This window comes from Jeotgalibacillus soli, from assembly GCF_000829435.1.
GTDB lineage: Bacteria > Bacillota > Bacilli > Bacillales > Jeotgalibacillaceae > Jeotgalibacillus > Jeotgalibacillus soli.
In genome coordinates this window covers 571,055-596,943 of the sequence record NZ_JXRP01000009.1, presented here as the reverse complement: position 1 = coordinate 596,943, position 25,889 = coordinate 571,055, and the positions used below count along the sequence as shown (strand labels likewise).

At 43.3% G+C, this 25,889-nt stretch carries 29 protein-coding genes; 3 read left to right on the top strand and 26 right to left on the bottom strand.

The genetic code is table 11. The annotated features are described in order from the left end of the window. Positions 1-35: 35 nt before the first annotated feature. From KP78_RS05895 to KP78_RS05880, 4 genes are all read right to left on the bottom strand, one after another. The gene (locus KP78_RS05895) at positions 36-875 is read right to left on the bottom strand and encodes a flagellar hook-basal body protein (RefSeq protein WP_041087015.1); all 840 of its coding nucleotides are present in this window, start codon (positions 873-875) and stop codon (positions 36-38) included. 139 nt (positions 876-1,014) lie between these two features. After that, a complete protein-coding gene (gene mreB / locus KP78_RS05890) occupies positions 1,015-2,016 on the bottom strand; it encodes a rod shape-determining protein (protein ID WP_041087014.1) in 1,002 nt (333 codons plus the stop codon). Between the two features lie 200 nt (positions 2,017-2,216). Then, positions 2,217-2,462, bottom strand: a complete 246-nt coding sequence (gene spoIIID, locus KP78_RS05885) for a sporulation transcriptional regulator SpoIIID (protein ID WP_041087012.1) — start codon at positions 2,460-2,462, stop codon at positions 2,217-2,219. Positions 2,463-3,029: 567 nt separating this feature from the next. Beyond that, the gene (locus KP78_RS05880; protein ID WP_235420845.1) at positions 3,030-3,656 is read right to left on the bottom strand and encodes a M23 family metallopeptidase; all 627 of its coding nucleotides are present in this window, start codon (positions 3,654-3,656) and stop codon (positions 3,030-3,032) included. A 103-nt stretch (positions 3,657-3,759) separates the two neighbouring features. Between KP78_RS05880 and KP78_RS05875 the strand changes: the two genes are divergently transcribed. Further along, positions 3,760-4,287, top strand: a complete 528-nt coding sequence (locus KP78_RS05875; RefSeq protein WP_235420844.1) for a VanZ family protein — start codon at positions 3,760-3,762, stop codon at positions 4,285-4,287. Positions 4,288-4,599: 312 nt separating this feature from the next. On the opposite strand, the gene spoIID is transcribed toward KP78_RS05875, so the two are convergent. The 15 genes from spoIID to upp form a co-directional block, all read right to left on the bottom strand. Beyond that, positions 4,600-5,619 carry a stage II sporulation protein D gene (spoIID, locus tag KP78_RS05870; protein ID WP_041087009.1) on the bottom strand — a complete coding sequence of 340 codons (1,020 nt, stop codon included), beginning with the start codon at positions 5,617-5,619 and terminating at the stop codon, positions 4,600-4,602. Between the two features lie 154 nt (positions 5,620-5,773). Next, positions 5,774-7,075: a UDP-N-acetylglucosamine 1-carboxyvinyltransferase gene (gene murA, locus KP78_RS05865; protein ID WP_041087007.1), complete on the bottom strand. Its 1,302-nt coding sequence runs from the start codon at positions 7,073-7,075 to the stop codon at positions 5,774-5,776. 545 nt (positions 7,076-7,620) lie between these two features. Next, positions 7,621-7,818 carry a DUF1146 family protein gene (locus KP78_RS20565; RefSeq protein ID WP_052474674.1) on the bottom strand — a complete coding sequence of 66 codons (198 nt, stop codon included), beginning with the start codon at positions 7,816-7,818 and terminating at the stop codon, positions 7,621-7,623. A gap of 201 nt (positions 7,819-8,019) precedes the next feature. Beyond that, complete coding sequence (locus KP78_RS05855; RefSeq protein ID WP_041087005.1) at positions 8,020-8,424, bottom strand: F0F1 ATP synthase subunit epsilon; 405 nt, start codon at positions 8,422-8,424, stop codon at positions 8,020-8,022. A gap of 22 nt (positions 8,425-8,446) precedes the next feature. Then, entirely contained in the window at positions 8,447-9,856 is a 1,410-nt protein-coding gene (gene atpD / locus KP78_RS05850) for a F0F1 ATP synthase subunit beta (protein ID WP_041087004.1), read from the bottom strand. A gap of 222 nt (positions 9,857-10,078) precedes the next feature. Next, the gene (gene atpG / locus KP78_RS05845) at positions 10,079-10,939 is read right to left on the bottom strand and encodes an ATP synthase F1 subunit gamma (protein WP_041087002.1); all 861 of its coding nucleotides are present in this window, start codon (positions 10,937-10,939) and stop codon (positions 10,079-10,081) included. Positions 10,940-11,056: 117 nt separating this feature from the next. Next, positions 11,057-12,565, bottom strand: coding sequence for a F0F1 ATP synthase subunit alpha (atpA, locus tag KP78_RS05840; RefSeq protein ID WP_041087001.1), 1,509 nt, complete (start codon positions 12,563-12,565; stop codon positions 11,057-11,059). Positions 12,566-12,591: 26 nt separating this feature from the next. Beyond that, positions 12,592-13,128, bottom strand: coding sequence for a F0F1 ATP synthase subunit delta (locus tag KP78_RS05835; protein ID WP_041086999.1), 537 nt, complete (start codon positions 13,126-13,128; stop codon positions 12,592-12,594). Next, on the bottom strand, positions 13,125-13,646 hold the full coding sequence (atpF, locus tag KP78_RS05830) for a F0F1 ATP synthase subunit B (protein ID WP_041086997.1): 522 nt from the start codon (positions 13,644-13,646) through the stop codon (positions 13,125-13,127). Before atpF ends, KP78_RS05835 begins: the two co-directional genes overlap by 4 nt. Positions 13,647-13,795: 149 nt before the next feature. Continuing rightward, positions 13,796-14,008: a F0F1 ATP synthase subunit C gene (gene atpE, locus KP78_RS05825; RefSeq protein ID WP_039813889.1), complete on the bottom strand. Its 213-nt coding sequence runs from the start codon at positions 14,006-14,008 to the stop codon at positions 13,796-13,798. An 88-nt stretch (positions 14,009-14,096) separates the two neighbouring features. After that, a complete protein-coding gene (gene atpB, locus KP78_RS05820) occupies positions 14,097-14,810 on the bottom strand; it encodes a F0F1 ATP synthase subunit A (protein ID WP_041086996.1) in 714 nt (237 codons plus the stop codon). 5 nt (positions 14,811-14,815) lie between these two features. Beyond that, positions 14,816-15,205, bottom strand: coding sequence for an ATP synthase subunit I (locus KP78_RS05815; protein WP_041086995.1), 390 nt, complete (start codon positions 15,203-15,205; stop codon positions 14,816-14,818). 6 nt (positions 15,206-15,211) lie between these two features. After that, on the bottom strand, positions 15,212-15,430 hold the full coding sequence (locus KP78_RS05810; protein ID WP_041086994.1) for an AtpZ/AtpI family protein: 219 nt from the start codon (positions 15,428-15,430) through the stop codon (positions 15,212-15,214). 325 nt (positions 15,431-15,755) lie between these two features. Further along, positions 15,756-16,916 (bottom strand): non-hydrolyzing UDP-N-acetylglucosamine 2-epimerase, encoded by a 1,161-nt coding sequence (gene wecB / locus KP78_RS05805; RefSeq protein WP_041086993.1) that lies wholly within the window; start codon positions 16,914-16,916, stop codon positions 15,756-15,758. Positions 16,917-17,077: 161 nt separating this feature from the next. Continuing rightward, the gene (gene upp / locus KP78_RS05800; RefSeq protein WP_041086991.1) at positions 17,078-17,707 is read right to left on the bottom strand and encodes a uracil phosphoribosyltransferase; all 630 of its coding nucleotides are present in this window, start codon (positions 17,705-17,707) and stop codon (positions 17,078-17,080) included. 521 nt (positions 17,708-18,228) lie between these two features. On the opposite strand from upp, the gene fmdA reads away from it, so the two are divergent. Both fmdA and KP78_RS05790 read left to right on the top strand, forming a co-directional pair. After that, complete coding sequence (gene fmdA, locus KP78_RS05795) at positions 18,229-19,413, top strand: formamidase (RefSeq protein WP_041086989.1); 1,185 nt, start codon at positions 18,229-18,231, stop codon at positions 19,411-19,413. Between the two features lie 29 nt (positions 19,414-19,442). Then, positions 19,443-19,724, top strand: coding sequence for an FmdB family zinc ribbon protein (locus KP78_RS05790; RefSeq protein ID WP_041086987.1), 282 nt, complete (start codon positions 19,443-19,445; stop codon positions 19,722-19,724). A 59-nt stretch (positions 19,725-19,783) separates the two neighbouring features. Here the strand turns inward: KP78_RS05790 and glyA are convergent, their stop codons facing one another. The 7 genes from glyA to KP78_RS05750 all read right to left on the bottom strand — a co-directional run bounded on the left by glyA (position 19,784) and on the right by KP78_RS05750 (position 25,855). Continuing rightward, entirely contained in the window at positions 19,784-21,025 is a 1,242-nt protein-coding gene (gene glyA / locus KP78_RS05785; RefSeq protein WP_041086985.1) for a serine hydroxymethyltransferase, read from the bottom strand. 275 nt (positions 21,026-21,300) lie between these two features. Then, positions 21,301-21,834 carry a TIGR01440 family protein gene (locus KP78_RS05780; RefSeq protein WP_041086983.1) on the bottom strand — a complete coding sequence of 178 codons (534 nt, stop codon included), beginning with the start codon at positions 21,832-21,834 and terminating at the stop codon, positions 21,301-21,303. 32 nt (positions 21,835-21,866) lie between these two features. Continuing rightward, complete coding sequence (gene rpiB / locus KP78_RS05775) at positions 21,867-22,310, bottom strand: ribose 5-phosphate isomerase B (protein ID WP_041086982.1); 444 nt, start codon at positions 22,308-22,310, stop codon at positions 21,867-21,869. Positions 22,311-22,348: 38 nt separating this feature from the next. Continuing rightward, a complete protein-coding gene (locus tag KP78_RS05770) occupies positions 22,349-22,798 on the bottom strand; it encodes a low molecular weight protein arginine phosphatase (RefSeq protein WP_041086981.1) in 450 nt (149 codons plus the stop codon). 272 nt (positions 22,799-23,070) lie between these two features. Continuing rightward, complete coding sequence (locus KP78_RS05760; protein ID WP_041086979.1) at positions 23,071-23,613, bottom strand: manganese efflux pump MntP; 543 nt, start codon at positions 23,611-23,613, stop codon at positions 23,071-23,073. Between the two features lie 327 nt (positions 23,614-23,940). Beyond that, positions 23,941-25,005 carry an L-threonylcarbamoyladenylate synthase gene (locus KP78_RS05755; RefSeq protein ID WP_041086978.1) on the bottom strand — a complete coding sequence of 355 codons (1,065 nt, stop codon included), beginning with the start codon at positions 25,003-25,005 and terminating at the stop codon, positions 23,941-23,943. Between the two features lie 226 nt (positions 25,006-25,231). After that, the gene (locus tag KP78_RS05750) at positions 25,232-25,855 is read right to left on the bottom strand and encodes a stage II sporulation protein R (RefSeq protein WP_041086977.1); all 624 of its coding nucleotides are present in this window, start codon (positions 25,853-25,855) and stop codon (positions 25,232-25,234) included. Positions 25,856-25,889 lie beyond the last annotated feature (34 nt).

Here is a 25,889-nt window from a genome sequence, read left to right as displayed (position 1 = left end):
GGACTTTAACATAGCTTTCTTTTTATAGAAAAAAGTTAATTTACCCGTCCTACTTCATTCACTGTTTTTTCCATGCTGCGATCGTAGGCTTGAAGGACTTTTTGATTGGCCTCAAAGGCTCGGTACGCGGTCATTAAATCCGTCATTGTACGGGCACTGTCCACATTGGACTGTTCAAGTGCGTTTTGTTGGACCTCAAAGGTGATATCAGCTTGTCCGTATGCGTTCGGCAGGACTACACCATCCGGCGGACGAAGCAAATCGTCCCCTTCTTTTACAAGTGCTTGCGGATCGTCCGCATACGCAACGCCAACACGTGCAGCCTCTTGCCCATCCACCATGATACGGCCATTCTCTAATAGCTGAAACTGGTCATTCTCAAGCTCAATTCGATTGCCCGCTTCATCAAGTACATAATAGCCATTTGCAGTCGTAAGGAAGCCCTCAGCATCTAGTGTGAAATTACCGTTGCGGGTTAGCCGGTCTGCTCCATCCTGGTTTTCCAGAACAAAGAAAATCGCGCCAGGTAATCCCGTTTCTTCATTAATCGGCATTTCTCCCTGTATAAGAGCCATATCCGTTGAAAATCCTGTTTCTCTTACATCTCCTTGAGAGAAAAGAGGAATGGTTTCCTGCATGTATACACCTGTGTTCAAAGCGCCGACAGTAGGCATATTCAAAAGTGAAAGTCCATTTTCCGTCGGAATCTTTGAATCGCCAAGACTAGATAACAGCATATCAGGAAACGCGCGCATCGTAGCCTGGTCCGCCTTGAAACCAGGTGTATTAACATTAGACATATTGTTTGTCAGCAGTTCAGTTCGACGCTGCTGTGCAATCATGCCGCTTGCTACTGTATAAAATCCTCGGAACATTTGATCACCTCATTATTGTCATATTTCTATTATAAACAAACACCGTCGAAATGTGGATGGTTGATAAGACGGGTTTTTTAGATGTTCTCCAAAAATCGACATCCAAAAAACCCGGTTGTTCCAGTTTGAGAAGCTTTTCTTACCCTAGCTTGCGATGAGGAATTTTATCAATGTTTTCAAGCATAACGCCCGTTCCAATTGCGACACAGTCCATTGGATTATCCGCTACAAAAACAGGGACCTTAAGCTCTTCAGCCAGCAGCTGGTCGATGCCGTGCAATAGTGCCCCGCCGCCAGTTAGAATGACACCCCGGTCAATAATATCCGCTGATAGTTCAGGCGGCGTTTTCTCTAGAACATTCTTGGCTGCTTGTACAATCACTGAGATGGATTCACGCAATGCTCCTTCAACTTCACCAGAAGTAATGGTAATGGTTCTTGGCAATCCACTTACCATGTCACGTCCGCGAATTTCCAGCTCCTCATGACGTGCATTCGGAAACACCGTTGCGATATTAATTTTAATCGCTTCAGCTGTGCGCTCACCAATCAACAGCTTGTACTCTTTTTTTACATAATTTAAAATGTCTGCATCGAATTGATCGCCGGCCATTTTAATCGAAGAAGATGTGACAATGTCGCCCATCGAAAGTACTGCAACGTCTGTTGTTCCGCCGCCGATATCAACAACCATATTTCCGCTTGGCTGGAAAATATCCATGCCGGCTCCAATCGCGGCAACCTTTGGTTCTTCCTCTAAATAAATTCGCTTTCCTCCGCTTTTTTCAGCAGCTTCACGAATTGCTTTTTGTTCGACGCTTGTAATATTGGTTGGACAGCAAATTAAAATGCGCGGCTTTGATAAAAAACCTTTTACATTCAGCTTATTAATAAAGTGTTTAAGCATCGCCTCTGTAACATCGAAATCAGCGATGACTCCATCTTTTAACGGACGAATCGCTACAATATTCCCCGGTGTGCGTCCCACCATATTACGTGCTTCTTCTCCAACCGCCAATACTCGGTTTGTGTTTTTATCAATCGCTACAACGGATGGTTCATTCAGAACAATGCCTTTTCCCTTAACGTGAATTAATAGGTTCGCTGTACCAAGGTCAATTCCTATATCCTTTGCAAACATCTCTTGTCGTTGCTCCCTTCTACTATTCATAATCAATTTATAGACAAATGTACCTAAATTTTAATGGGTTCTTATCAGCTCAGGTTCATAAGCAGAAAAGGCTCATAGTAAATACAAAAGTGAACATAGTCCAATAAGTATATATTACCACAACAAAGACAAGAGGTCATGAACCAAACAGACGTTTGATTCTTGACCTCTTACCTTTTGTATTTTTGCTTCGTTGCTTGCCCGCCCCTTAGATGCCGAATCGATTTATGATAATCGAGAATATGTTTTACTTCGTTTGCCAATGCCGGATTTAATTCGGGCAGTCGCTCAGTCAGATCCTTGTGCACTGTGCTTTTCGATACACCAAAGGTTTTGGCAATGACACGTACAGTCTGCCTCGTCTCCACTATGTGTTTGCCAACCAAGAGCGTTCTCTCCCTGATGTAGTCGTGCACTGCTCCGGCCTCCTACAGGGGATACTTCCCAAAAGGAGGTGTCCCCTCCATTTGTCCCATTATATGCAGAGAGGACCTGCTTCTATGCTCTTTTTTCATCAGGAATTGACGTAATTCATATGTTTATAAAAACACACCCTATTATCTTATAAAAGGCTAAAGATCATTGTTGATTTTTGCACGATGTTGATTGGTACGTAAAGCGTGAGACCCCTGCTTAGAGAAGCCACCGTCATAGTGAGACCCCACAGGCGCATAGCCAGGCTGCCGAAAAAGCCGCTCATTTTTAAACTCGTAAAATCAATTCCCAAAATAACATTGATTTTACGATTGATTGTGCGGGACATGACCGCTACATTATTATGAAAAATGAGAGATAAAGTGAGGATTGATTTTTCGCTGTTTTTGAAAACCTTACTTTTTCAGTGCCCTCCGAATTAGTACCGAGGAGCGTCGGACCGCCTACGAAAAGTAAACGTCTGCGTTCTGCAATCAACAAACACGTTTAACTGAGTCTTATAAAAAAAATCGTCCTTTCCACCAAAAGGCGATAAAGGACGACCATTTTTATTCATTAATCAATGACGTTGGATTAACTGGAATTCCATCTTTGCGGACTTCGAAATGAAGATGAGTGCCCGCTTCTGTGTTAAGCTCGCTCACACCAGCCATTGCCAGCGGCTGACCTTGCTTTACGTTGTCTCCAACCTCCACGGTAATATCTTCAATCGCCTGGTATCTAGTGACAAGTCCATCTCCATGTTCAATTTCGATGGCATTGCCGATAAACGAATCCTCCTGTACCACTGTGACCGTACCGCTCATGGCAGCTACGACCTCAAAGGATTCCCCTTCCTGCACAATGTCAATTCCAAGGTTTGGAGAATAGGTTTGATTGACGACGACTAAGGCCGCTTCCTGCTCTTCAGCAGATGCTTCTTGATCATAGAAAGAACGGTGAATAACTGCAGCTGATGGATCAACGACGGGCATAATTAATGATTCTGCTGATTGATTTACTTCTTGCGCATCACCGTTTGCATCTAATGCTGACCAGTCATTTTGTCTAACACCAAATTCATTGGTAACTTCGGCAACCTCTTCTTCACCAGGGCTTTGCAATACAAGAACGGTTGAGACTACGATCGCAGCAACTCCTAGATAAAGGACAGGCAGCGACCAGCGTTTCTTCATAAATGCTTTCCAATTTGATTTTAGGGTAGAGTTCTTTTTGTCTCCCTCTCTCATTTTCATCACCTCAGCAACCATTCTGAACGGTTGGAGGAAATTCTATACATTGTCACAAAAAATTTTATTATCGACCATAAAATGGAAAGTGTTTATGCTACAATTTCTCTATCTAGTGATGATCGATGACGAAAGGAAATCATTCATGAGGCAACTGATAAAAGTGACACTGACCATTCTTCCGTTTCTGTATATGGCCCTTATTTGGCTGTTCTCCAGCCTTCCGCATAATGCCGTCATGGAGCTGCCTTCCTCATCTGCCGACCGGTTTATAAAAGAAGCTTTGCATGTCGTTGAATTTGGCCTTTTACATTTATTATTCGTCCTCGCGTTATTGGCGAATGGACGGTTATCCGATACAACGCATATCTTTGCCGCGGTGTTCGCTGGTTTTTATGGATTGCTTGATGAAATTCACCAAGCCTTCGTGCCTTCACGATCGGCGACTGTCATTGATGCAATCAAGGATCTAACCGGCGTCATCATTGCCTATTTGGTCATTAAGCATACCTGTTTTTTCGGATTTGACCGACGCTTAGGCCGGCTGCTGCATTCATTTCAACGCTGGGTAAGGTGACCGATTCATTCAAGAAAGCAGAAGCGTTAAAATTGGCTAGGAGCGGTGAGTCAGTACAGCTATCAATTAAAACTCAGGGCTTGTCCCATAAGTCAAAGAATGGATGACTTATGAGGCAGGCCTTTTTATATTTACACCCTTTTAGCGCCTAGTTTGAACAAACCAACGGCGGCTCGGAATTGTTAATTTGGCTCATCTATTTTAAAAGGACTCACAGATAAATCCTTCAACCTGGAAAACCGTTCGTCCTTGTTCTTTTCGCAAACGAATGCCCCACCGAGAAACGTTTTTCTCGGTGGCATATGGTTTATGTTATCTTTGTGCAATAACAGCCGATATAAACGGCTCCACTGATTCGATTTTGACACCTTTGAAGTAGTGCGCAAGAATCTCATCATATTTCTTTCCTTCCTTTGCCATCCCGTTCGCTCCGTATTGACTCATCCCTACCCCGTGACCATAGCCCTTCGTTTGAATGACGACAGCGTTCCCTTTTTGTTTCCAGTGAAAATCAGTGGAACGAAGCTGAAGCTTTTCACGAATTTCTCTTCCGGAAAAGGTCTCTCCTGCAATGCTGACCGTTTTGATTCGATTGCCAGGCGTGCGTGCCGTCACAGTGCCCATTTCTCCTTCCTGCAAATTGATTCCGAGCTTTTCCTCAAACTCATTCACAGGGATTGTTACCTCAGCAAGGAAGCCTGGCGAAGTCTTTTCATCCCATTCACTTGGAACGGACTTAAGATAGGGCACATCCTCTTCCCAATAATCCTTTGCATTTTCTGTCCACCCATTGCTTGTTGAAAAGAAGGATGCGGTGATCGGCTTGCCCTCGTATGTTAAAATTTCACCCTTTGTGGCCGCTACCGCTTCTTTAATTTTCTTTTTTTGCCATTCATAATCCTTGCCCCAGATTATTTTCAGTTCGTCATCGCTTTTGTAAACCTGATGTGCGACCGTGTCTGTAATATCAGCCGGCATTTCCAGTCCGGACACCCCTCCGCTAGTCATCATCCGTGTTATATAGGTTCTTGCCGCGAGTGCCTGAGCTTTTAATGCTTCTTCTTCAAAAGAAGCAGGCATCTCACTTGCCACAACACCCTCCACATATTTTTCAAGCTCCATTTGCTCGACCTGCTGCTTGCTAACTCTAAAAACAGCGACAGTAATAGCCGCATCCTCTGGTTTTTCAGTATTCTGCTGTTCGATTGCTGGTTGGTTCATTTCTTGTGATGCACCTTCCTTTTTTGCTTGCGGGAGTAATACAACAGCAGGAATGCATAGTAGGATTAATAGGTATGAAAAGAGAACGATCCATAGCGGTTTCTTTTTCATTCATTAGCCTCCCTCTTAAAAGTTATCTCCTGCCACTCTATGTAGGTGAAGGAGAAAATATGAAAAAGCAGTATACACGTAAAGATTCACGTATATACTGCTTATAAGTAATAAGAGTATGAGTAAATATAAGTTGGATTATATAAGTTCAGTATTATGCTTGAACAGTTACTTCGTCTCTCACTTCTACTGTATCGTTAATGCGTTCAACATCTGCACCAAGTGCAACAAGCTTTCCGTGGAAATTCACGTAGCCGCGATCTAAATGCTTAAGCTCAGTGACCTGTGTATAGCCTTCCGATATAAGACCTGCCAGGATCAGTGAAGCACCTGCTCTTAAATCGGTTGCAGCAACTTCAGCACCTTGAAGATTGTTTGGACCGTTCATAATGACAGAACGTCCTTCGATTTTAATATTCGCATTCATGCGTCGGAATTCTTCAACATGCATAAAGCGGTTTTCAAACACCGTTTCAGTAATAACACTCGTGCCTTGTGCTTTCAGCATCAATGCCATCATTTGAGATTGCATATCTGTTGGGAATCCTGGATGCGGCATTGTTTTAATATCAACCGATTTTAAATTTGGCTGTCCTATGACACGAAGACCTTCGCCTTCTTCAATGATCGTTACACCCATTTCTTTCATTTTGGCTGTAAGTGAAGCTAAGTGCTCAGGGACTGCATTTTCAATGAGTACATTTCCGTTTGTAATGGCAGCTGCAACCATAAATGTCCCTGCTTCAATACGATCTGGAATAATGTTGTGTACAGCACCATAAAGCGCTTCTACCCCTTCAATACGGATAGTGTCAGTTCCTGCACCTTTAATATTGGCCCCCATTTTGTTCATGAAGTTTGCCATGTCAACGATTTCTGGCTCTTTTGCACAATTTTCGATAATGGTTGTACCGTTTGCCAATGTTGCAGCAGCCATAATATTTTCCGTTGCGCCAACACTAGGGAAATCAAGATAAATTTTAGCTCCAGCTAGACGTCCGTCAACCTTCGCTTCAATAAAGCCGTTTCCAACTGTTATAGCGGCTCCCATTGCTTCAAAGCCTTTCAGATGCAAATCGATTGGACGAGATCCAATTGCACATCCTCCTGGCAATGCAACTCTTGCATGACCATTACGAGCAAGAAGCGGACCCATTACCTGTACAGATGCACGCATCTTTCTTACATACTCAAACGGGGCTTCGAGCGCAAGCTTATTAGATGCATCTACAACCACTTTATTTTCTTCTATTGTGTATTCTACATCTGCATTGAGATGACGAAGCACTTCATTAATTGTTTTTACGTCTGATAATGCCGGAACATCTAATAACGTACTTTTCCCTTCTCCTGCAAGCAATGCTGCAGCAAGTATAGGAAGAACTGCATTTTTAGCTCCTTCTACTTTCACGGTTCCTTCAAGAGCATTTCCACCACGAACAATAATTTTTTCCAAGTGAGTTCCCCTCCGCGTCTTATTCTATTAGTACTATTCATATTCATTGTGAGCGACTGAAGTGAAACCTATAGGTATTCGCCTCTCAGTGTCTGTCACATTCAAAGGTCAAAGTTATCAGCATCAATGTTCATAGATCATTTTATAAGTTACATAGCCGAATCAAAAAACTAAAACATCTCAAATCTTATCACTCAATAAGCCTTTAATACAAGAGAAAATAGTCACAATTCCATACTAAATATGACGTTTTTCGACATTTACCTTCATAGCAAACTTTTAAAATTCACTGTAAGTGTAACATTTTCAAAGATATTCATGATTTATCATATGCAAGATCTTCGAATTTCTCTTATATATAGAGAGTATCAAGTGCTGCTACTAAGTAACTGTCATACTTTTGTAATAACCTGATGGTTGTTTATTCCACGATTTGCTAAAGTTAAACCCTTTTTCGCGTAATTCATAAATTATATCGACTTTATTTCGCAACTATTAATCACAAAATGGACATATAGTGAATACGTGAAAAATGGGTTTTTAGATCACCACAATAAAGGAAGCTGCTGAGACCATGTTGAGTACGATAAAAAGAAATTTGCCACCGAAGAACCAATGGCGATACTTAATAAAATCAATAGCACCCGCGCCTGCATCACACGGTTTGGTTTAAGCGCCTTATCGATTCGGAGGGCTTGAAGCGCCCAGAAGCTAAGAGCGATAAAGACAAGGTGTATTAGCATACTAAGGAGTGCTTGTTGTCCAAAAGCAACCACTACTTTCACCTCCTGCGACACATACTTGATCAGTGTATCACAAATAGATGAGAAATTAATGAGAAAAAAGAAAGATAAATAATAAAAACCGGCTCTCATTCCGGAGACACATAAGATGTCTTTAATCCAGAAATAAGGGCCGGTATATTCTACCACATACGGAGGTATTTAACGTTTGTTCTCATGAACGTCAATACGGTTCATTGCACGTTTTAGAGCAAGCTCCGCACGTTTGAAATCAATGTTGTCCTGCTTAGCTTGAAGGTTTTTCTCAGCACGCTGCTTCGCTTCCTTCGCGCGTTCGATGTCGATTTGGTCAGCTGGCTCTGCAGCTTGAGCAAGAATGGTTACTTGCTCAGGACGAACTTCCAAAAATCCTCCACTGACAGCTACATAATCAGTGCCTCCGTCTCTTTTCAGACGGACGGCGCCAATTTCAAGCGGTGCTACCATCGGGATGTGCCCTGGCAAAATCCCTAGTTCACCACTTTGAGCTTTTGTGCTTACCATTTCCACATCAGACTCGTACACAGGGCCATCGGGAGTGACAATATTGACTTTAACGGTCTTCATTTTTTCCCCTCCTGGTCCCTAATTATACCTCTACGCCCATGTTCTTCGCAGCTTCAATAACTTCTTCAATGCGACCTACAAGACGGAACGCATCTTCAGGAAGATGGTCATATTTGCCATCAAGAATCCCTCTGAATCCAGCAATTGTTTCTGCTACTGGTACATAAGAACCTTTTTGACCTGTAAACTGCTCCGCCACGTGGAAGTTTTGAGATAAGAAGAATTGAATACGGCGTGCACGAGACACGATTTGTTTGTCTTCATCCTGAAGCTCATCCATTCCAAGGATCGCAATGATATCTTGAAGCTCCTTGTAGCGCTGAAGCGTTTGTTGAACTTCACGCGCAATGGAGTAATGCTCTTCACCAACAATTTCAGGTGACAATGCACGAGAAGTTGAGGCAAGTGGATCTACCGCTGGATAGATACCCATCTCTGAAAGCTTACGCTCAAGGTTTGTTGTCGCATCCAAGTGAGCGAATGTTGTCGCTGGCGCTGGATCCGTATAGTCATCGGCTGGTACATAGATCGCTTGGATCGATGTAACAGAACCAACGTTAGTAGATGTGATACGCTCTTGAAGCTGACCCATCTCTGTTGCCAATGTCGGCTGGTAACCAACGGCAGATGGCATACGGCCAAGAAGGGCAGAAACTTCAGAACCTGCTTGTGTAAAGCGGAAGATGTTATCGATGAAAAGAAGAACGTCCTGTCCTTGCTCATCACGGAAATATTCAGCCATTGTCAAACCGGAAAGTGCTACACGCATACGTGCACCAGGCGGCTCATTCATCTGTCCAAATACCATCGCTGTTTTCTTGATAACGCCTGAATCTGTCATCTCGTGGAAAAGGTCATTTCCTTCACGAGTACGCTCTCCAACACCGGCGAATACGGAAATACCACCGTGCTCTTGAGCGATATTGTTGATCAATTCTTGGATAAGTACAGTTTTACCAACACCTGCTCCTCCGAACAGACCAATTTTCCCACCCTTGATATAAGGAGCCAAAAGGTCAACAACCTTGATTCCAGTTTCAAGAATTTCCGTGTCTGTTGAAAGCATTTCAAATGTCGGAGCTTGACGGTGAATTGGGTCACGGCGAGTGCCTGGTGCCAATTCATCCGCTAAGTCAATCGCTTCTCCAAGTACGTTGAATACACGGCCAAGCGTAACATCACCCACAGGAACAGAAATCGGTGCGCCTAAGTCTGTAACTTCAGCACCACGAGTTAATCCATCTGTGGAGGACATTGCGATGGTACGAACGGAGTCATCACCAAGGTGAAGAGCGACTTCTAACGTTAAAAGGGTGTCAGTGCCTGTACCAACACCAACTGTTAATGCGTTATAAATTTCAGGAAGATGGCCGTTGTCGAATTTTACGTCAACAACCGGACCCATTACCTTAAGAACGCGTCCTTTATTCATACTTTTCCCTCCTAGCTTGCTTTTGACGATCATCGATTATTAAGTACGACTGAGGTGTTCGACTCAACGAGGTGAGCAGATTTACACAGTCATTTCGGTTTGTCTAGTTCCAGCCCCCAGCCCATCAAAGTCACAAGTCACTTCCCTGCGGGGGCAAAGTACGGCCTCCTCGGGAATCGCCTTGTGCTATGCCTGAGACTGTACGGGCGTTTGCACTTTTCTTTATTCTAGTGCCGCTACTCCGCCAACGATTTCCGTAATTTCTTGCGTAATCGCTGCCTGGCGAGCTCGGTTATAAGATAGAGATAGCGAATCAATTAAGTCTTTCGCATTATCTGTGGCACTCTTCATAGCCGTCATACGTGCAGCGTGCTCACTTGCTTTTCCATCAAGCAATGCGCCAAAAATTAGGCTTTCTGCGTATTGTGGAAGAAGCACTTCAAGAATTGCATCTGCAGAAGGGTCAAACTCATAGGATGAAAGCTTCTTTGAAACGGAAGCGACATCGGTTAGAGGAAGAACTTTCTTTTCTGTTACTTCTTGAGAGATTGCGCTGACGAAGTGGTTGTAGTACATATAGAGCTCATCAAATGCCCCGTCTGCATACATGGCTACTGCCTTCCCTGTAATTTCCTTAATATCAGCAAAAGTTGGCTGATCAGGTAATCCAAGGATGCTATCGATAATGTTAATCCCTTTTTTCGCAAAAAAGTCGCGGCCTACGCGGCCTACTGTCATAACAACATACTCGTCCTTGCTGGCATGGCGATTTTGGATCGCATTATTAGCAGCACGCAAAACGTTACTGTTGTACGCTCCTGCTAATCCACGGTCAGACGTGATGACAAGATAGGCTGTTTTTTTCACAGGGCGGGATACGAGCATTGGATGGCTTGCATCCTTCGCACCCACTGCAATGGAGGCAACTACTTCCTGAATTTTATCCATGTATGGAACGAATGCTTTTGCATTTGACTCCGCACGGCTTAATTTGGAGGCAGACACCATTTCCATCGCTTTCGTGATTTGACTTGTCTTTTTTGTCGATGTGATTCGGTTTTTTATATCGCGTAACGATGCCATTGGTTCTCACCACCCTTTTGGTTGAAAATATGGATCCGGTGAGGCAGACGGTATGCCTGCTCACCGTTCAAAAAGAATTATTGCTGCTGTTATTTAGCGTAAAAAGACGATTAACGATTATTCGCTTTTTGCAAATGTCTTTTTGAATTCATTGATTGCCGCTACCATGTCAGCATCTTCTGGAAGACCTTGTGTAGTGCGGATATGATCCAACAATTGGGTATGGTTAGAATCCAACCAGCTTAGCAATTCAGCTTCGAAGCGGCGAATATCCTGAACTGGAATGTCATCCAAATGACCTTTTGTTAATGCGTAAAGAATCATAACTTGTTTTTCAACCTTTAGCGGTTTGTTCAAGTCCTGCTTCAATACTTCAACGGTACGAGCTCCACGATTCAGCTTGCCTTGTGTCGCTTTATCAAGGTCAGATCCAAATTGAGCAAAGGCTTCAAGCTCACGGTATGCTGCCAAGTCAAGACGCAGTGTACCAGATACCTTCTTCATCGCTTTAATTTGTGCAGATCCACCTACACGAGATACGGAAAGACCCGCATTGATCGCTGGGCGAACACCCGAGAAGAACAGGTCAGATTGTAAGAAAATCTGTCCATCTGTAATCGAGATTACGTTTGTTGGAATATAAGCTGAGATATCACCAGCTTGCGTTTCTACGAATGGAAGAGCCGTAATGGACCCTGAACCAAGTGATTCGTTAATTTTAGCAGCACGCTCTAAAAGACGTGAATGCAGATAGAATACGTCACCAGGATATGCTTCACGACCTGGAGGACGACGAAGCAGCAAGGAAAGCTCACGGTAAGCAGCCGCTTGTTTAGATAGATCATCATAAACAACCAATACATGCTTGCCATTTAGCATAAATTCTTCAGCCATTGTAATTCCTGTGTAAGGTGCTAGGAATAATAATGGAGCTGGCTGAGATGCAGAAGCCGTTACAACGATTGAGTAATCAAGCGCTCCGTGCTTACGCAACGTTTCAACCGTTCCACGAACTGTTGATTCTTTTTGACCAATTGCAACGTAGATACAGATCATATCTTGGTCTTTTTGGTTCAGAATTGTATCGATGGCAACAGATGTTTTACCTGTTTGACGGTCACCGATGATCAATTCACGCTGTCCGCGGCCGATTGGCACAAGTGCATCGATCGCTTTAATTCCTGTTTGAAGCGGCTCGTGAACGGATTTACGTGCCATTACACCAGGAGCCGGGCTTTCGATCGGACGAGATTTTGTTGTAGGAATCGGACCCAGTCCATCCACTGGCTGACCAAGCGGGTTTACTACACGGCCAATTAATTCCTCACCAACCGGTACTTCCATAATACGGCCCGTACGTCGAACTTCATCGCCTTCTTTAATGTCACGGTATGGTCCAAGAATAATAATACCAACGTTATTCTCTTCCAAGTTCTGTGCCATACCCATAACGCCGTTGGAGAATTCAACAAGCTCTCCAGCCATGACGCTATCAAGGCCATGAGCACGAGCAATACCGTCTCCAATTTCGATGACGGTACCGACATCTGTAACTTGAATTTCCGACTGATAGTTTTCAATCTGCTGTTTTATCAGCCCACTGATTTCTTCAGCTTTGATGCTCATGAATGTCACCCCTCATTTTGAAAATCTTATCGAAGTAATTCCCGTTCAAGACGATTAAGCTTTCCACGAAGGCTTCCGTCAAAAATACGGTTGCCAATGCGCAGCTTCAATCCGCCAATCAGCGTAGAATCCACTATATTGTTAATTTGTAAGCTCTGTTTTCCAACGCGTGCTGCAAATGCAGATGACAGTGCTGCTTGATCTGCTTCGCTTAGCTTTGTAGCAGAATACACATGTGCAACGGCTGTGCCGCGTGCTGCTAATGCCAGCTCAATGAAAGCATCTGCAATCGCAACGACTTCTTCGTCACGGCGTCGATCAATAAGAATACATAATACATTGATTACGTACGTGGACGCACCACTGAAAGTTTGTTGGATCAGCTGCTTTTTTTGTTCTTTTGTAAGCTTTGGAGATTGCAAAAGCAAAGAAAAATCAGGATTTTGATTAAACACATCACGAACGACGCGCAGATCTTGTTCCACTGTTTCCACTTGCTGATGCTGCTGTGCTAGCTCAAAAAGAGCCTGTGCATAACGGTTTGCGACTGTAGATTGTCTCATCGCAGATCGCCTGCCTTCGCAATTGTCTCATTGATTAGCTGTTGTTGCTCCTCAAGAGTCAATTCTTTCTCAATTACTTTCGATGCAATCAAGACGGATAGAGATGCCACTTGCTCACGAAGTGCTGCAACCGCCTGATCTTTTTCAGTCTCGATCTCACGCAAGGCGGATTGTTTCATACGGTCAGATTCTGCACGAGCGGCAGTAATAATCTCTTCGCGCTGAAGCTCACCTTGTTTACGTGCGCTTTCAATCAGGTTTTGTGCATCCTGACGAGCTTCTTTCAGTAATTGACGTTGCTCTTCTAGCCGTTGCTTTGCTTCAGCACGGCTTTTTTCAGCCGCTTCAATTTCGCCAGCAATGTGATCTTCACGCTGCTTCATGATGCCCATTAACGGACCCCATGCGTATTTTTTTAACAGGAACATTAAGATAGCGAACATAGCCAGCTGGAATAAAATATCTCCGCCATTAAAGTCTGCTACTGCTCCAAGGATGAATGCGTCAAGTGTGAACACGCTCGTTTCACTCCCTTCAAGAGTCAATCTTAGTACGGTCGATGTATTAATCGTCCTTCTTCTATTATTAAAGAAGGATTATAGACATAAAGGAATGGCGAAGGTTCGCTTGGAATGATCTTCGCCATTTTTGGAACGCTGCTAATTGATTATTGACCTTGTACGATGAACGCGATAACTACCGCGATGATCGGAACGGCCTCAACCAATGCAACCCCGATGAACATTGTTGTTTGAAGCATACCGCGAGCTTCTGGCTGACGAGCGATACCTTCAACTGTTTTAGATACGATCATACCGTTACCGATACCTGCACCTAGTGCTGCTAATCCTACTGCCAATGCTGCTGCTAATAGACCAATTGAACCTGTCATAATAGAAAAGTCCTCCTTGTAGTGGATAATAGTTTTTTGTTTATTATTTGTTCAAACAAATGAACGGGTAAATATATTAATGGTCATGACTCACCTTGTGAGACATGTAAACCATCGTTAACATTACAAAGATAAAGGCTTGGATACCACCGATAAAGACGGAGAAAGCCAACCAAGCGAGTGTTGGAATTGCTGCTGCAAGCCAGCCAAAAGCTCCGGTTGCTGCAAGTCCTCCTGCCAGCAATGCTAGAAGGATCTCCCCTGCATAAATATTACCGTAAAGACGCAAACCGAGTGTTAACGTATTCGCAAACTCTTCGATTATTTTCAGCGGGAACAAAAATCCCATCGGACGGAAAAAATCTTTTCCATATTCCTTGAAGCCTTTCATTCTTATGCCATAGTAATGTGTCAAAACGACAACCATCACTGCTAGCGTCATGGTAATTACCGGATCAGCCGTAGGTGACTTCCACCATAGCTCGTGATCATATACAATCGCAAACGGCAAACCAAGAAAGTTTGAGATTGCGACATACATAAGCAAGGTAATGCCAAGAATGTGGAAACTGCCGCCAGTCTTCCAGTCCATGTTGCTCTTGATGATATTACGGACAAAATCCATGATCCATTCCATGAAGTTTTGCATACCTGTTGGCTTCATAGCTAGGGTTCTCGTGGAAATTAAAGCAATAATAAAAACGATTGCACTTGCTACGGTCACCATTAGGACATTGGAAAGATTAAAGGTCAGCCCCATAAAATCAACCAATGGTGCTCCATGATCCATTTATTTCACCTCTCTTCCCGCTTATTAGATAGGATAAATTGCTGAATAAAATAATCTATCATAATGACGATATATACCATCATTAATCCAATAACAGTGGAAATCATATGGATGAATTCCGGAAACTCCAGTGCAATAAGCACTGCAAACCCAGCTGAGGCCATTCGTGTAAATGTACCAAGCGATCGCACTTTTTTCCCTTGATCCAAGGCGCGGTCAAAACGCTCCATTCTTTTTTTTATCAGCCATAAATTGAAAAGACTTAATGAACTTCCTATTATTAAGCCTAGAAAAACGGCAGGATACGGAGTGAATCCCCATCCAAGGACAAAAATGGACAGCAAGTATAAAATATATTTGGTATACCGCTGGAAGTGCTGTTTTAGGTCAGGCATTTTCTATTAATCTCCTGAGTAGAATTGATTCACTGTACGAAGCATGGCATAAATCCCAGTCGCAAGACCGATCAATAAGCCTATGATCAAAAACAGCGGTTCTGTGTCCCATTTGTGATCCAGCCACCTTCCAGTGAAAAGACCGACCAGCATGGAACCAGCTAGTTGTGACAGAATGGCAGTGTATAAAGCCATCGCTCGGTACGGACGTCGTTGCTGACGCATAAGCGCATCCTCACATTCAGAGAATGGATTTGGGGGTGGGCAAAAAAAAGCCTTTTTCAGACAATATCCGAACACAATTCAGTCTTATGAAAACCTTATCATTATACCCTTTAAAAGCATACAATAGGCATTATTGTATGTCAACGAGTTGTCGACAAAAAGTTCACAACATCACATAGGTTATAATGTAAGTTCACATTTTAGACAAAACGAAAGCACGGGGGACATTTCCCCCGTGCTTTTTGAAGGGGGTCAGACCCCTTCAACGAACTAAAGCGACCACGAACCCCCACTGCGACAATGTTTTAGTGTTCGCTGGGCGTTTCTATTGCTGGTTGTTTTCTACTGTAAATGGTGCTGGGCGTTCATTGAGTTGGTTAAAATGGAAGCGGATGGCTTCTGCGATTCGCTTCGATGCGTTTCCGTCTCCGTATGGGTTAGAAGCTTTCGACATTTTTTCGTGTGCAGCAGCATCTGACACAAGCTCTTTTGCCATTCTGTAGATGGTTTCTTCGTCAATTCCTGCAAGCTTCAATGTTCCTGCTTTAATGCCTTCCGGACGTTCTGTTGTATCGCGCAGAACTAAAACAGGTACACCAAGTGATGGTGCTTCCTCCTGAACGCCGCCTGAATCTGTCAATATTAAGTAGGCCTTAGAAGCAAAGTTATGAAAATCAATGACATCCAAAGGCTCAATTAAGTGAATTCGTTTGTCTTTGCCAAGGATCTCCTGCGCTATTTCTCTGACAGCCGGATTCATATGCACCGGGTACACAACCTGTACATCTTCATGCTCGTCCACAATGCGCTTAATGGCGCGGAACATATTTTTCATCGGCTCCCCGAGGTTTTCGCGGCGATGAGCGGTTAATAGAATCAAGCGGTCATCACCAAGACCTGTTAGAATCTCATGGGTATAATCCTCTTTTACTGTTGTTGATAAGGCATCGATTGCTGTATTTCCGGTAACAAAAATGGCCGCTTCCGGTTTATTTTCTCTTATTAAATTTTCAGCAGACTGATCTGTAGGTGAAAAATGAAGATCTGCCATTACACCTGTTAATTGACGGTTCATTTCTTCAGGGAACGGGGAATATTTATTCCATGTTCTGAGTCCTGCTTCAACATGACCGACAGCAATTTGATTGTAAAATGCAGCTAAGCTTGCAACGAATGTGGTCGTTGTATCTCCATGCACCAACACGATATCCGGCTTCGTCTCTTTCATAATTCGATCGAGTCCTTCCAAACCGCGTGTCGTCACATCGATCAATGTTTGACGATCCTTCATAATGTTCAAATCATAGTCTGGTGTTATATCAAAAATGCCCATAACCTGATCGAGCATTTGACGGTGCTGGGCGGTCACCGTTACGATTGGCTCAAAAAATCCACTTTGCTTTTTTAGTTCCAATACTAGCGGCGCCATTTTAATCGCCTCTGGTCTCGTACCAAAAATCGTCATTACCTTAATTCTCTTAGCCATCATTCAAGCTCCTCTCATCATCACATACAGACGAATATATCTGCTTAAGATTTTATGTAAAACGCTTTAGTTCGTTGAAGGGGTCAGACCCCTTCAACGAACTAAAGCGCACCTCCACCCTACTGCTTGCTGGTTTTGTGTGTTCGCTGAGTGGTTGAGTATTATTTTGTGCCGAAAAGACGATCGCCGGCGTCGCCGAGCCCTGGGACGATGTAGCCTTTTTCGTTTAGCTTTTCGTCAAGCGCCGCGATGTAGATATCCACATCTTCGTGATGTCTTTGGATTTCTTCTACACCTTCTGGAGCAGCCACAAGGCAAAGGAATTTAATGCTTTTTGCTCCGCGTTTTTTTAGGGAGTTAATCGCTTCTACTGCTGATCCGCCTGTTGCAAGCATCGGGTCCACAAGAATGAAGTCACGCTCTTCAACATCCGATGGAAGTTTTACATAGTATTCAATTGGCTTTAAAGTTTCTGGATCACGGTATAGACCGACATGTCCAACCTTTGCAGCTGGAATAAGCTTTAGGATGCCATCCACCATGCCAATACCAGCACGTAAAATAGGTACAATTGCCAGTTTTTTCCCTGATAGGATTTTACCTTTAGCAGGACTTACTGGTGTTTCGATATCAATTTCCTCTAATGGAAGGTCACGGGTAATCTCAAATGCCATTAATGTAGCCACTTCATCTACAAGCTCACGAAAATCCTTGGTCCCCGTTTCTATTTGGCGAATATGTGTCAGTTTGTGTTGAATTAACGGATGGTCAAATACGTATACTTTTCCCACTATGTTTCCACTCCTTTTTTATCTATGTATTGTTTATTTCTTTCTATTATAAATTGAAATCCTTACGAAAGGTATCATACTTCCGACTTTTTGACAAGAAGTGACTCGACCTAACTCCCCTTCCCAGACGAGCCTCTAATTATTTTAAAATTCAAACAATTAATGCTATAATATTGGTTACCAAATAGAATAATCAAGCGGCTGCTTGATTATTCTCCCATTGATTAAATCCCATTGGTTAGACAGCATTCATTTTCCTAGCATAATCTATTCAGTTTTACGCACAGGTCTGCATAATATTTCAATTCATTCCTCTAGATTTCCATAATCCTACCTTCTTAGATTTTGCATAGTCTTTTAATCATTCAATTTTATAATCTATGTTTCATATCTCTTTTCCAACATGCATGTTCACTGCCTTTTTTGGAACATCTTTTTTTAAATGAAAAAAGTGATTTAAATGCGATTTTTTCCATTTCTATCACTGTTTTCTATATATAAAGAAAGAAGGAGGATTTTGTATGCCAAAGACACTTTTTAAGGTCGATTTAACAAAACCGATGGAGGAGCAGGAGGTTCCAGGTCACAACAGGTGGCACCCCGACATTCCTGCTGCAGTATCAGTCAACCCCGGGGATGTATTCAGAATCGAGTGCAAGGATTGGACTGATGGACAGATATCGAATAATGATGATCCATCTGACATACGTGATGTAAACCTTCACCGGGTTCACGTCTTAAGCGGGCCTATCCATGTTAATGGTGTTAAGCCTGGTGACCTCCTTGTAGTAGATTTATTGGACATGGGTGCCCTACCTGACTCTGAATGGGGATTTAACGGGATATTTGACCGGCAAAACGGGGGCGGCTTCTTAACCAACCACTACCCCGAAGCGGCAAAATCCATATGGGATTTTCATGGAATCTACACAAGCTCGCGTCATATCCCGGGTGTGAAATTCCCAGGTATTATACACCCCGGCTTAATCGGCGTCGCTCCTTCTCATGAAATGCTGGATACATGGAACCAGCGGGAAAAAGCGCTCGTTGATACAGATCCTGGCCGTGTGCCAGAATTAGCCACGCTTCCAAACCCGCATTCAGCCGTACTTGGAAATGTTAAGGGCGCTGAGTTTGACCGAATTGCTAGAGAAGGAGCTAGAACTGTTCCTCCAAGGGAAAATGGTGGGAACTGTGATATTAAAAATTTATCAAAAGGTTCACGCATCTACTTTCCTGTTTTTGTGGATGGGGCAAAATTATCAATGGGTGATTTGCATTTTTCGCAAGGGGACGGGGAAATTTCTTTTTGCGGCGGAATCGAAATGGCGGGATGGATCGATATTCACGTAGAGGTTATCAAGGGTGGGATGGAAAAGTACAGCATTTTCAATAACCCTGTTTTCAAGCCTGGGCCGGTGGAGCCACGCTTTTCGGATTATCTTATTTTCGAAGGAATCTCCGTGGATGAATTTACGGGCAAGCAGCATTATCTTGACGCTCATATCGCCTACCGCAGAGCTTGTTTAAATGCGATTGATTTCTTAAAAACACAAGGATATTCCGGTGAGCAGGCATACATGCTTCTAAGTACAGCACCAGTGGAAGGACGCATCAGCGGGATTGTTGATATCCCGAATGCCTGCTGCACCGTTGCCATTCCAACGGAAATATTTGACTATGATATACGTCCAAAGCTGATATAAGCAAAGCATTAAACAAGAGGAGGATTCACATGCCTTTTTATACATTTGAATGCATCCAGTGCGGGATTTATGACGAATGGCATAAGAGTACCGCCAGCTATAATGAGGAGGCAAAATGCCCCAGCTGCTATCAGGAAAGGAAACGTGTCTTCTTGCCGCCGAATCTTCTTTTCACCTCTCAAGCATTAAGAAAAAGAGTTGATAGCGGCATGGAACCGAAGATTGTCAAAAAAGAGAATATTGGCGGCAAACCAAGGCATCATCATAAACACAGCCAACAGCCTAAGCGTCCATGGCAGATCAGCCATTAGACCTACGATCAAAAGAAGAAAAAAGCAGAGGAATTCGATTCCTCTGCTTTTTTTGCTAATTACATTGATGGGTATAAAGGATACCTGCTTGTTAATGCTTCAACACGTTGAGCAGCTTCTTTTAGCTTAGCTTCATCTTCGTGGTTCTTTAATGTGAATGAGATAATGGAAGCAATCTCTTCCATCTCTTCTTCTTTAAATCCACGTGATGTAACCGCTGGTGTACCAATTCGAATTCCGCTTGTAACGAATGGGCTCTCTGGATCAAATGGGATTGTATTTTTATTAACTGTGATTCCAACTTCATCAAGCACAGCTTCCGCAACTTTACCCGTTAGGCCAAGTGAACGAAGATTTACAAGTACAAGATGGTTATCTGTACCGCCTGATACGATGGTGATGTCTTCTTTTTTGAAAGCTTCAGCCAACGCGGCAGCATTTTTAATCACTTGCTTCGAGTATTCTTTAAAGGAGTCTTGCATTGCTTCGCCAAATGCCACAGCCTTCGCTGCAATTACGTGCATTAACGGACCACCCTGAACGCCAGGGAAGATAGATTTGTCGATTTTCTTTGCGAATTCTTCTTTGCAAAGGATTAAACCGCCGCGAGGGCCTCGTAGTGTTTTGTGCGTCGTAGAAGTAACAAAATGAGCATGTGGCACTGGATTTGGATGATCTCCAGTTGCAACAAGACCTGCGATATGAGCCATATCAACCATTAGATAAGCGCCAACTTCATCCGCAATTTCACGGAACTTAGCAAAATCAATCGTACGTGAATAGGCGCTTGCACCCGCTACGATCATTTTCGGCTTATGCTCTAGCGCTTTTTGACGAACATCTTCGTAGTCAATAACCTCTTCTTCTTTTGATACACCGTATGCCACAATATTGTAAAGCTCACCGCTGAAGTTTACAGGGCTGCCGTGTGTTAAGTGACCACCGTGAGACAAGTTCATGCCTAGAACCGTATCACCCGGCTTTAGAACAGCAAAATAGACGGCCATATTTGCCTGTGCACCGGAGTGCGGCTGAACGTTAGCGTGCTCTGCGCCAAAAATTTCTTTCGCACGATCGCGAGCCAAATCTTCAGCGACATCTACATATTCACAACCGCCATAATAACGACGGCCAGGATAGCCTTCTGCGTATTTGTTCGTTAATACGGAGCCTTGTGCTTCCATGACTGCTTCGCTGACAAAATTCTCGGAAGCAATCAACTCAATTTTCGTGCGTTGACGCTTCAATTCATTTTGCATCGCTTCATACAATGCCTGATCCTGCTGCTGAATCTTATTCATTGTGATCCCCCTCATTATCTTCGGGATGTTTCCCGTCATTGGTCCAAATTCATCTTCATCTTATCACGTTTTGTCGCAGCGTGGAATGAAAGTTTCGTATAAAAACGCTATCATAACGGATGTTTTTCGAAAATTCATCTAATAACATTCGTGAAAACGCTGATTTTCCCATTAAATAAGAAGGTTTAATCCACTTTTTTACACCAATTCACTTAGAAACCCGAATAAAAAAACAACGAGAAATGATACCTCGCTGCTGTCTATTTTCAATCATGCTATTCACGTTCATAAATGGCTCGAGCACCGCCGATAAGCTTGGGTCTTGTTCGGGCAAGTGTAATATGAGCCTGTCCAAGCGATTTTGTTGAAACACGTACCGGCACTGCTACGTGTTTCAGATGCATCCCAATAAATGTATCACCAATATCAATCCCGCCATGCGCTTTAATATGCTCAACAACGACTGGGTCCCTCATTGTGTTAAAGGCATGAGATGCCATAGCACCACCCGCAGTACGAACCGGCACGATGGTTACTTCTTCGTACCCTTTTGCTTCTGCTGTTTCACGATCCATCACGAGTGCTCGATTAATATGCTCGCAGCCCTGAAATGCAAGCCTTACACCGGTTTCCTCCGAAAATTTTTCAAACGCCTCGTAAAGATCCGAAGCGACTTCATTTGTTCCCGCTGTCCCAATATGCTTACCAGCGACTTCAGAGGTGGAGCACCCAATAACAAACAGCTGGCCAGCCTTCAGCTTTGCCTTTTGCTGAAATTCACGCAAGATCTTACTTAATGCTTCCTTCATCTGTGTTCCCCCACGCTCCCTGCACTGCTAATTCACAACTGATCTTCATATTGTTTAATTTTATTCAAACGGTTATCATGACGTCCGCCTTCGTAATCCGTGCTTAACCATATTTTTGCAATATCGCGTGCAAGTCCAGGCCCGATCACTCGTTCACCCATCGAAAGCATATTCGTATCATTATGCTCGCGTGTCGCTTTTGCACTAAACGTATCATGCACAAGCGCACAGCGGATGCCTTTTACTTTATTCGCCGCAATACTCATGCCAATTCCAGTACCGCAAATTAAAATCCCGCGGTCAAATTCGCCGTCTGCAACCTTTTGCGCAACAGGAAGTGCATAATCAGGATAATCAACTGATCCTTCACAGTTACAGCCGAAGTCTTGATATTCGATGTCAAGCTCTGTTAATACTTCCGCAATTTCTTTTCGTAAGTTAACCCCACCGTGATCAGATGCCAACGCTACCTTCATCGTCATTCTCCTCCTAGTCATCACTCAATGTGTCCAGCTTAACTCCCTTGTGTCTGTCGGTCTAAATTTGCAATAAGAGGCTCCATTAATGCATTGAGCTCCTGAAATGTTTCTCTATACATTTCAATCGATCCTCCAAACGGATCAGATACATTAAGCCCCATTCCTGTAGCAAATTCCTTCACCGTGAAAATTCTATCCATCGCAAACGGGAACTGCTCCATTAGCATTGCCTTGTGAGCCGCGGTCATCGCGAATACATAATCAGCCCAATGCACATCAGCCTGTGTCACACTATGTGAACGATGGTTATGAGGAATTCCCATTTCATCGAGCACTGCTTGTGTATGATGAGAGGCTTCTCCCCCCTCCATCGCAAAAATGCCTGCTGAACGTACCTCTATAGAATCAATTTGTTTCGCGCGAAGTATGGCCTCAGCCATTGGACTTCTACAAGTATTTCCTGTACAAACAAATAATATGTTCATCCTGCTTCCCCCCGTGCTGTGCTGATTTCTTGCCAATCTGACAATAGATACAGAACCCTGTGCACATTTATCTTATTGATTATCATATCACAAACTTGTCTTTTTTTCGCTTATTGGAATCCCTTTCAATCCATTCTTTCAATATCATTATTCCCACTTTCCAATTAAATAGACTAGTAGCCAATAAGGAGGGTGGTTCACATCTAAATTTCGGAAAAACAAAAGAGAGCGGACGTTTGTCTGCTCTCCATTTCAGCTTATGTATAAAATCATTATCCACTTATCAACATTCTAAGTGCGATGGCTAACAAAATACTCCCACCCACCACTTCGCTATATCTGCCGATCGAATGTTTTAGCACCTGCCCCAGCTGCAGGCCCAAGCGTGTCATCAGTGTTGCACAAATGCCAAAGAGCAGAATCGATACTACGATACTCATATGTTTTATTCCGAGTGTGACTCCTACAGATAGACTGTCAATAGAGACTCCAAAGGCGAAAAGAACCCATTTTCCTCCTGTGAAGGATGCAACTTGCATGGCTCGTCCCTTTAAACCAGATCGAATCATCTGAGCACCCACTGCCAGCAGCAAAGCACCCCCAAGCCACGAAACAGAATCGGATAAAAAGCTCCCCACCAGCATGCCGATAAGGGGCATAATCATATGAAAAACACCTACAACAATACTGCCAAACCATTTCTGTTGATGGCGTAAATTCTGTGTGCCAATGGCAATGCTTGCTGAAAATGCATCCATTCCAAGTCCCAGCGCTAACCAAACGATCAGATGGATCTCATGCGACCATCCGCCCATGGGATTCCCCCTCATTCACTCTTCTATTTTGACTGTATGCTGTTCTCGGTAAAAATAGACTGAGGAACTGCTTGATTCCCGTTTGTGTGCATAACGAAACGGAATGGGCTGAGCGCAGTTAACAGTAAGAAGTGATTTGAATGGATTTGTGGATAAACTTTTCTTTTATTGACAACAGCTGTTTAAATAGAAATTGTCTTCATTTCTGTTAATTTCCTCCCTATTCGACATCTCTATTTCTCACGATTAGTAAAATCCAAAAATAGAGATGAACGTGTTCTCCAAGCATTGCCTGGAGTCCCGTTCATCTCTTTCATTTCTTTAATTCTACTCAACAACCGGCTCTTGTCCCTCTTTTAACCATTTGTGGCCGGCTGCTTTTTCTAACCGATTCATAATGGCTGCACCCATCCCCCTCGGCTCATAGCTTTCTGCCAAAATCAGGTCGATGTCATGATGGTCAAAGGAGCGAATACTTTGATAGAGGAAGTGCGCCACTGTGGATAAGTCAGTTGCACTGCCGCACGTTACGAGGAGATCTGCTTTAAGCTCTCTAGTCGTTTCCGAGGTTGCTAAGACACCTACTTTTTTTCCTTGCTGTTGATAAAATCGAATGGTGTTCTGCATCCACCGGATTGAACCGGATGTGACATAAAGAGGCGCTTGTGGCGCATAGTGTGTATATTTCATACCGGGTGAGCGCGGTGCCTGTGCCTCATGCTGCAAAGAAGCATCCACCTCGACTTGACCAATACATGCCCTAATCTCTTCCATCGTAACACCGCCTGGTCTTAGCACCATAGGAGGGGTTACTGAACAGTCAACTACTGTCGATTCAACACCAACCCCGGTTTCACCGCCGTCCACTAAACCTGCAATTCTGCCATTTAAATCCTCCATCACATGATCTGCTGTCGTCGGACTCGGCTTGCCGCTTCGATTTGCACTTGGGGCTGCGATTGGGAGACCGGATGCTGAAATGATTTGGAGAGCAACAGGATGACTTGGCATTCTAATACCAACTGTTTCAAGACCCGCCGTCACTTTTTTCGAAAATACGCCTTGTTTTTTTGGAAAAATGATCGTTAATGGTCCAGGCCAAAAGCGTTCCATTAATTTTTCTGCTTCTTCTGTTATTCCCGTAACTAGCTGGGTAAGTTGTTCTTTTGAAGAAATGTGGACAATTAACGGATTATCAGATGGACGCCCTTTTGCAGCGAAGATTTTTTCCACAGCTTCATCCGATGTTGCGTCCGCACCAAGTCCATAAACCGTTTCAGTTGGAAAAGCGATCACTTCTCCACGGCGCAGCCATTGGGCAGCTTCTTCAATCTGTGGATATTTTTTATTTTTATCCACATACTTATTCACATTCCAACGGGTTGTGTTCATGTGAAGCACCTCCCAATTTGTTTTATAAAATTTAATAAATTTTGTTGGATAATACGCTATTTTGTTTAATTATATCGTTATTTATCTCAAATTATTAGTATTTCAATTTGAGAATATAGCTTCTCACAAGATAAGTTATACACAATCTGTGCATAACTTAATCAATTATGTGCACAACTTTGTGGGTAACCTTATTCTTTTCGTAAGCACTTACACAACCCATGCCTTATTCCTTAGAAATCCAGTTCCAACCCTTTTGAAACCACTTTACGATATAGGAATCTACCTTTATCGTCGCGGCAGTTGTTTCTACTTCTGGGGATAAGTTTGTTTTACAAGACTTTTCCTTGATCGGTTTTTCTTGATCCTCTTTTGAAATTAACACTTTTTCACAGAATGACGGAAAGATCGAGCACCACCAATTTTCTCCTTTTCCTTCACCCAGTGTGATCACGATCGTGTCAAAGACGCCTGCCGGATATTGTTCACCCTCTGTTTGTTTAACAGGAAAAGCATGCTGCTCAAAACGAACTGTTGCATGGTACGGTTCCTCTCGCGCCAGTAACGCTTGCTCCACTTTTGCTTGCCACTGTGGAATATGTTTTTCAATTTCTTTTATCAGTGATTCTTTTTCCCACAGTTTTTCACTTGCAAGGGTTGAGAGAATTTCCTGCTGCATCAGGTAGTAGACTGCTTGTTTGGTAAGCTGGTCGTCTTCTGTATCACTATTGGCAAGAACGCGAAAACGAAGATCTTCCTCTTTAGAGTTTTCACTAGCAGCAGCAAAACCATTTATTTGAGATAGCAAGATTATCATCATAAGTATCGTGAACAGCCATTTCGTTTTCATTGTCATTTCCCCCACACTTCTTTTACGAGTCAGT

Coding starts and splice junctions, on each gene's coding strand:
- KP78_RS05810 (WP_041086994.1), bottom strand. CDS start 15,430: ATGCGTCAGCAACGACGTCCGTACCGAGCGATGGCTTTATACACTGCC.
- KP78_RS05750 (WP_041086977.1), bottom strand. CDS start 25,855: ATGAAAACGAAATGGCTGTTCACGATACTTATGATGATAATCTTGCTA.
- KP78_RS05770 (WP_041086981.1), bottom strand. CDS start 22,798: ATGAACATATTATTTGTTTGTACAGGAAATACTTGTAGAAGTCCAATG.
- rpiB (WP_041086982.1), bottom strand. CDS start 22,310: ATGAAGGTAGCGTTGGCATCTGATCACGGTGGGGTTAACTTACGAAAA.
- KP78_RS05790 (WP_041086987.1), top strand. CDS start 19,443: ATGCCTTTTTATACATTTGAATGCATCCAGTGCGGGATTTATGACGAA.
- glyA (WP_041086985.1), bottom strand. CDS start 21,025: ATGAATAAGATTCAGCAGCAGGATCAGGCATTGTATGAAGCGATGCAA.
- spoIID (WP_041087009.1), bottom strand. CDS start 5,619: ATGAAAAAGAAACCGCTATGGATCGTTCTCTTTTCATACCTATTAATC.
- KP78_RS05880 (WP_235420845.1), bottom strand. CDS start 3,656: ATGAAGAAACGCTGGTCGCTGCCTGTCCTTTATCTAGGAGTTGCTGCG.
- mreB (WP_041087014.1), bottom strand. CDS start 2,016: ATGTTTGCAAAGGATATAGGAATTGACCTTGGTACAGCGAACCTATTA.
- atpB (WP_041086996.1), bottom strand. CDS start 14,810: ATGGATCATGGAGCACCATTGGTTGATTTTATGGGGCTGACCTTTAAT.
- KP78_RS05895 (WP_041087015.1), bottom strand. CDS start 875: ATGTTCCGAGGATTTTATACAGTAGCAAGCGGCATGATTGCACAGCAG.
- KP78_RS05835 (WP_041086999.1), bottom strand. CDS start 13,128: ATGAGACAATCTACAGTCGCAAACCGTTATGCACAGGCTCTTTTTGAG.
- KP78_RS05780 (WP_041086983.1), bottom strand. CDS start 21,834: ATGAAGGAAGCATTAAGTAAGATCTTGCGTGAATTTCAGCAAAAGGCA.
- fmdA (WP_041086989.1), top strand. CDS start 18,229: ATGCCAAAGACACTTTTTAAGGTCGATTTAACAAAACCGATGGAGGAG.
- atpA (WP_041087001.1), bottom strand. CDS start 12,565: ATGAGCATCAAAGCTGAAGAAATCAGTGGGCTGATAAAACAGCAGATT.
- atpG (WP_041087002.1), bottom strand. CDS start 10,939: ATGGCATCGTTACGCGATATAAAAAACCGAATCACATCGACAAAAAAG.
- KP78_RS05760 (WP_041086979.1), bottom strand. CDS start 23,613: ATGGGCGGATGGTCGCATGAGATCCATCTGATCGTTTGGTTAGCGCTG.
- KP78_RS20565 (WP_052474674.1), bottom strand. CDS start 7,818: ATGCTAATACACCTTGTCTTTATCGCTCTTAGCTTCTGGGCGCTTCAA.
- KP78_RS05815 (WP_041086995.1), bottom strand. CDS start 15,205: ATGCCTGACCTAAAACAGCACTTCCAGCGGTATACCAAATATATTTTA.
- KP78_RS05855 (WP_041087005.1), bottom strand. CDS start 8,424: ATGAAGACCGTTAAAGTCAATATTGTCACTCCCGATGGCCCTGTGTAC.
- KP78_RS05755 (WP_041086978.1), bottom strand. CDS start 25,005: ATGAACACAACCCGTTGGAATGTGAATAAGTATGTGGATAAAAATAAA.
- wecB (WP_041086993.1), bottom strand. CDS start 16,916: ATGGCTAAGAGAATTAAGGTAATGACGATTTTTGGTACGAGACCAGAG.
- atpD (WP_041087004.1), bottom strand. CDS start 9,856: ATGAATAAAGGACGCGTTCTTAAGGTAATGGGTCCGGTTGTTGACGTA.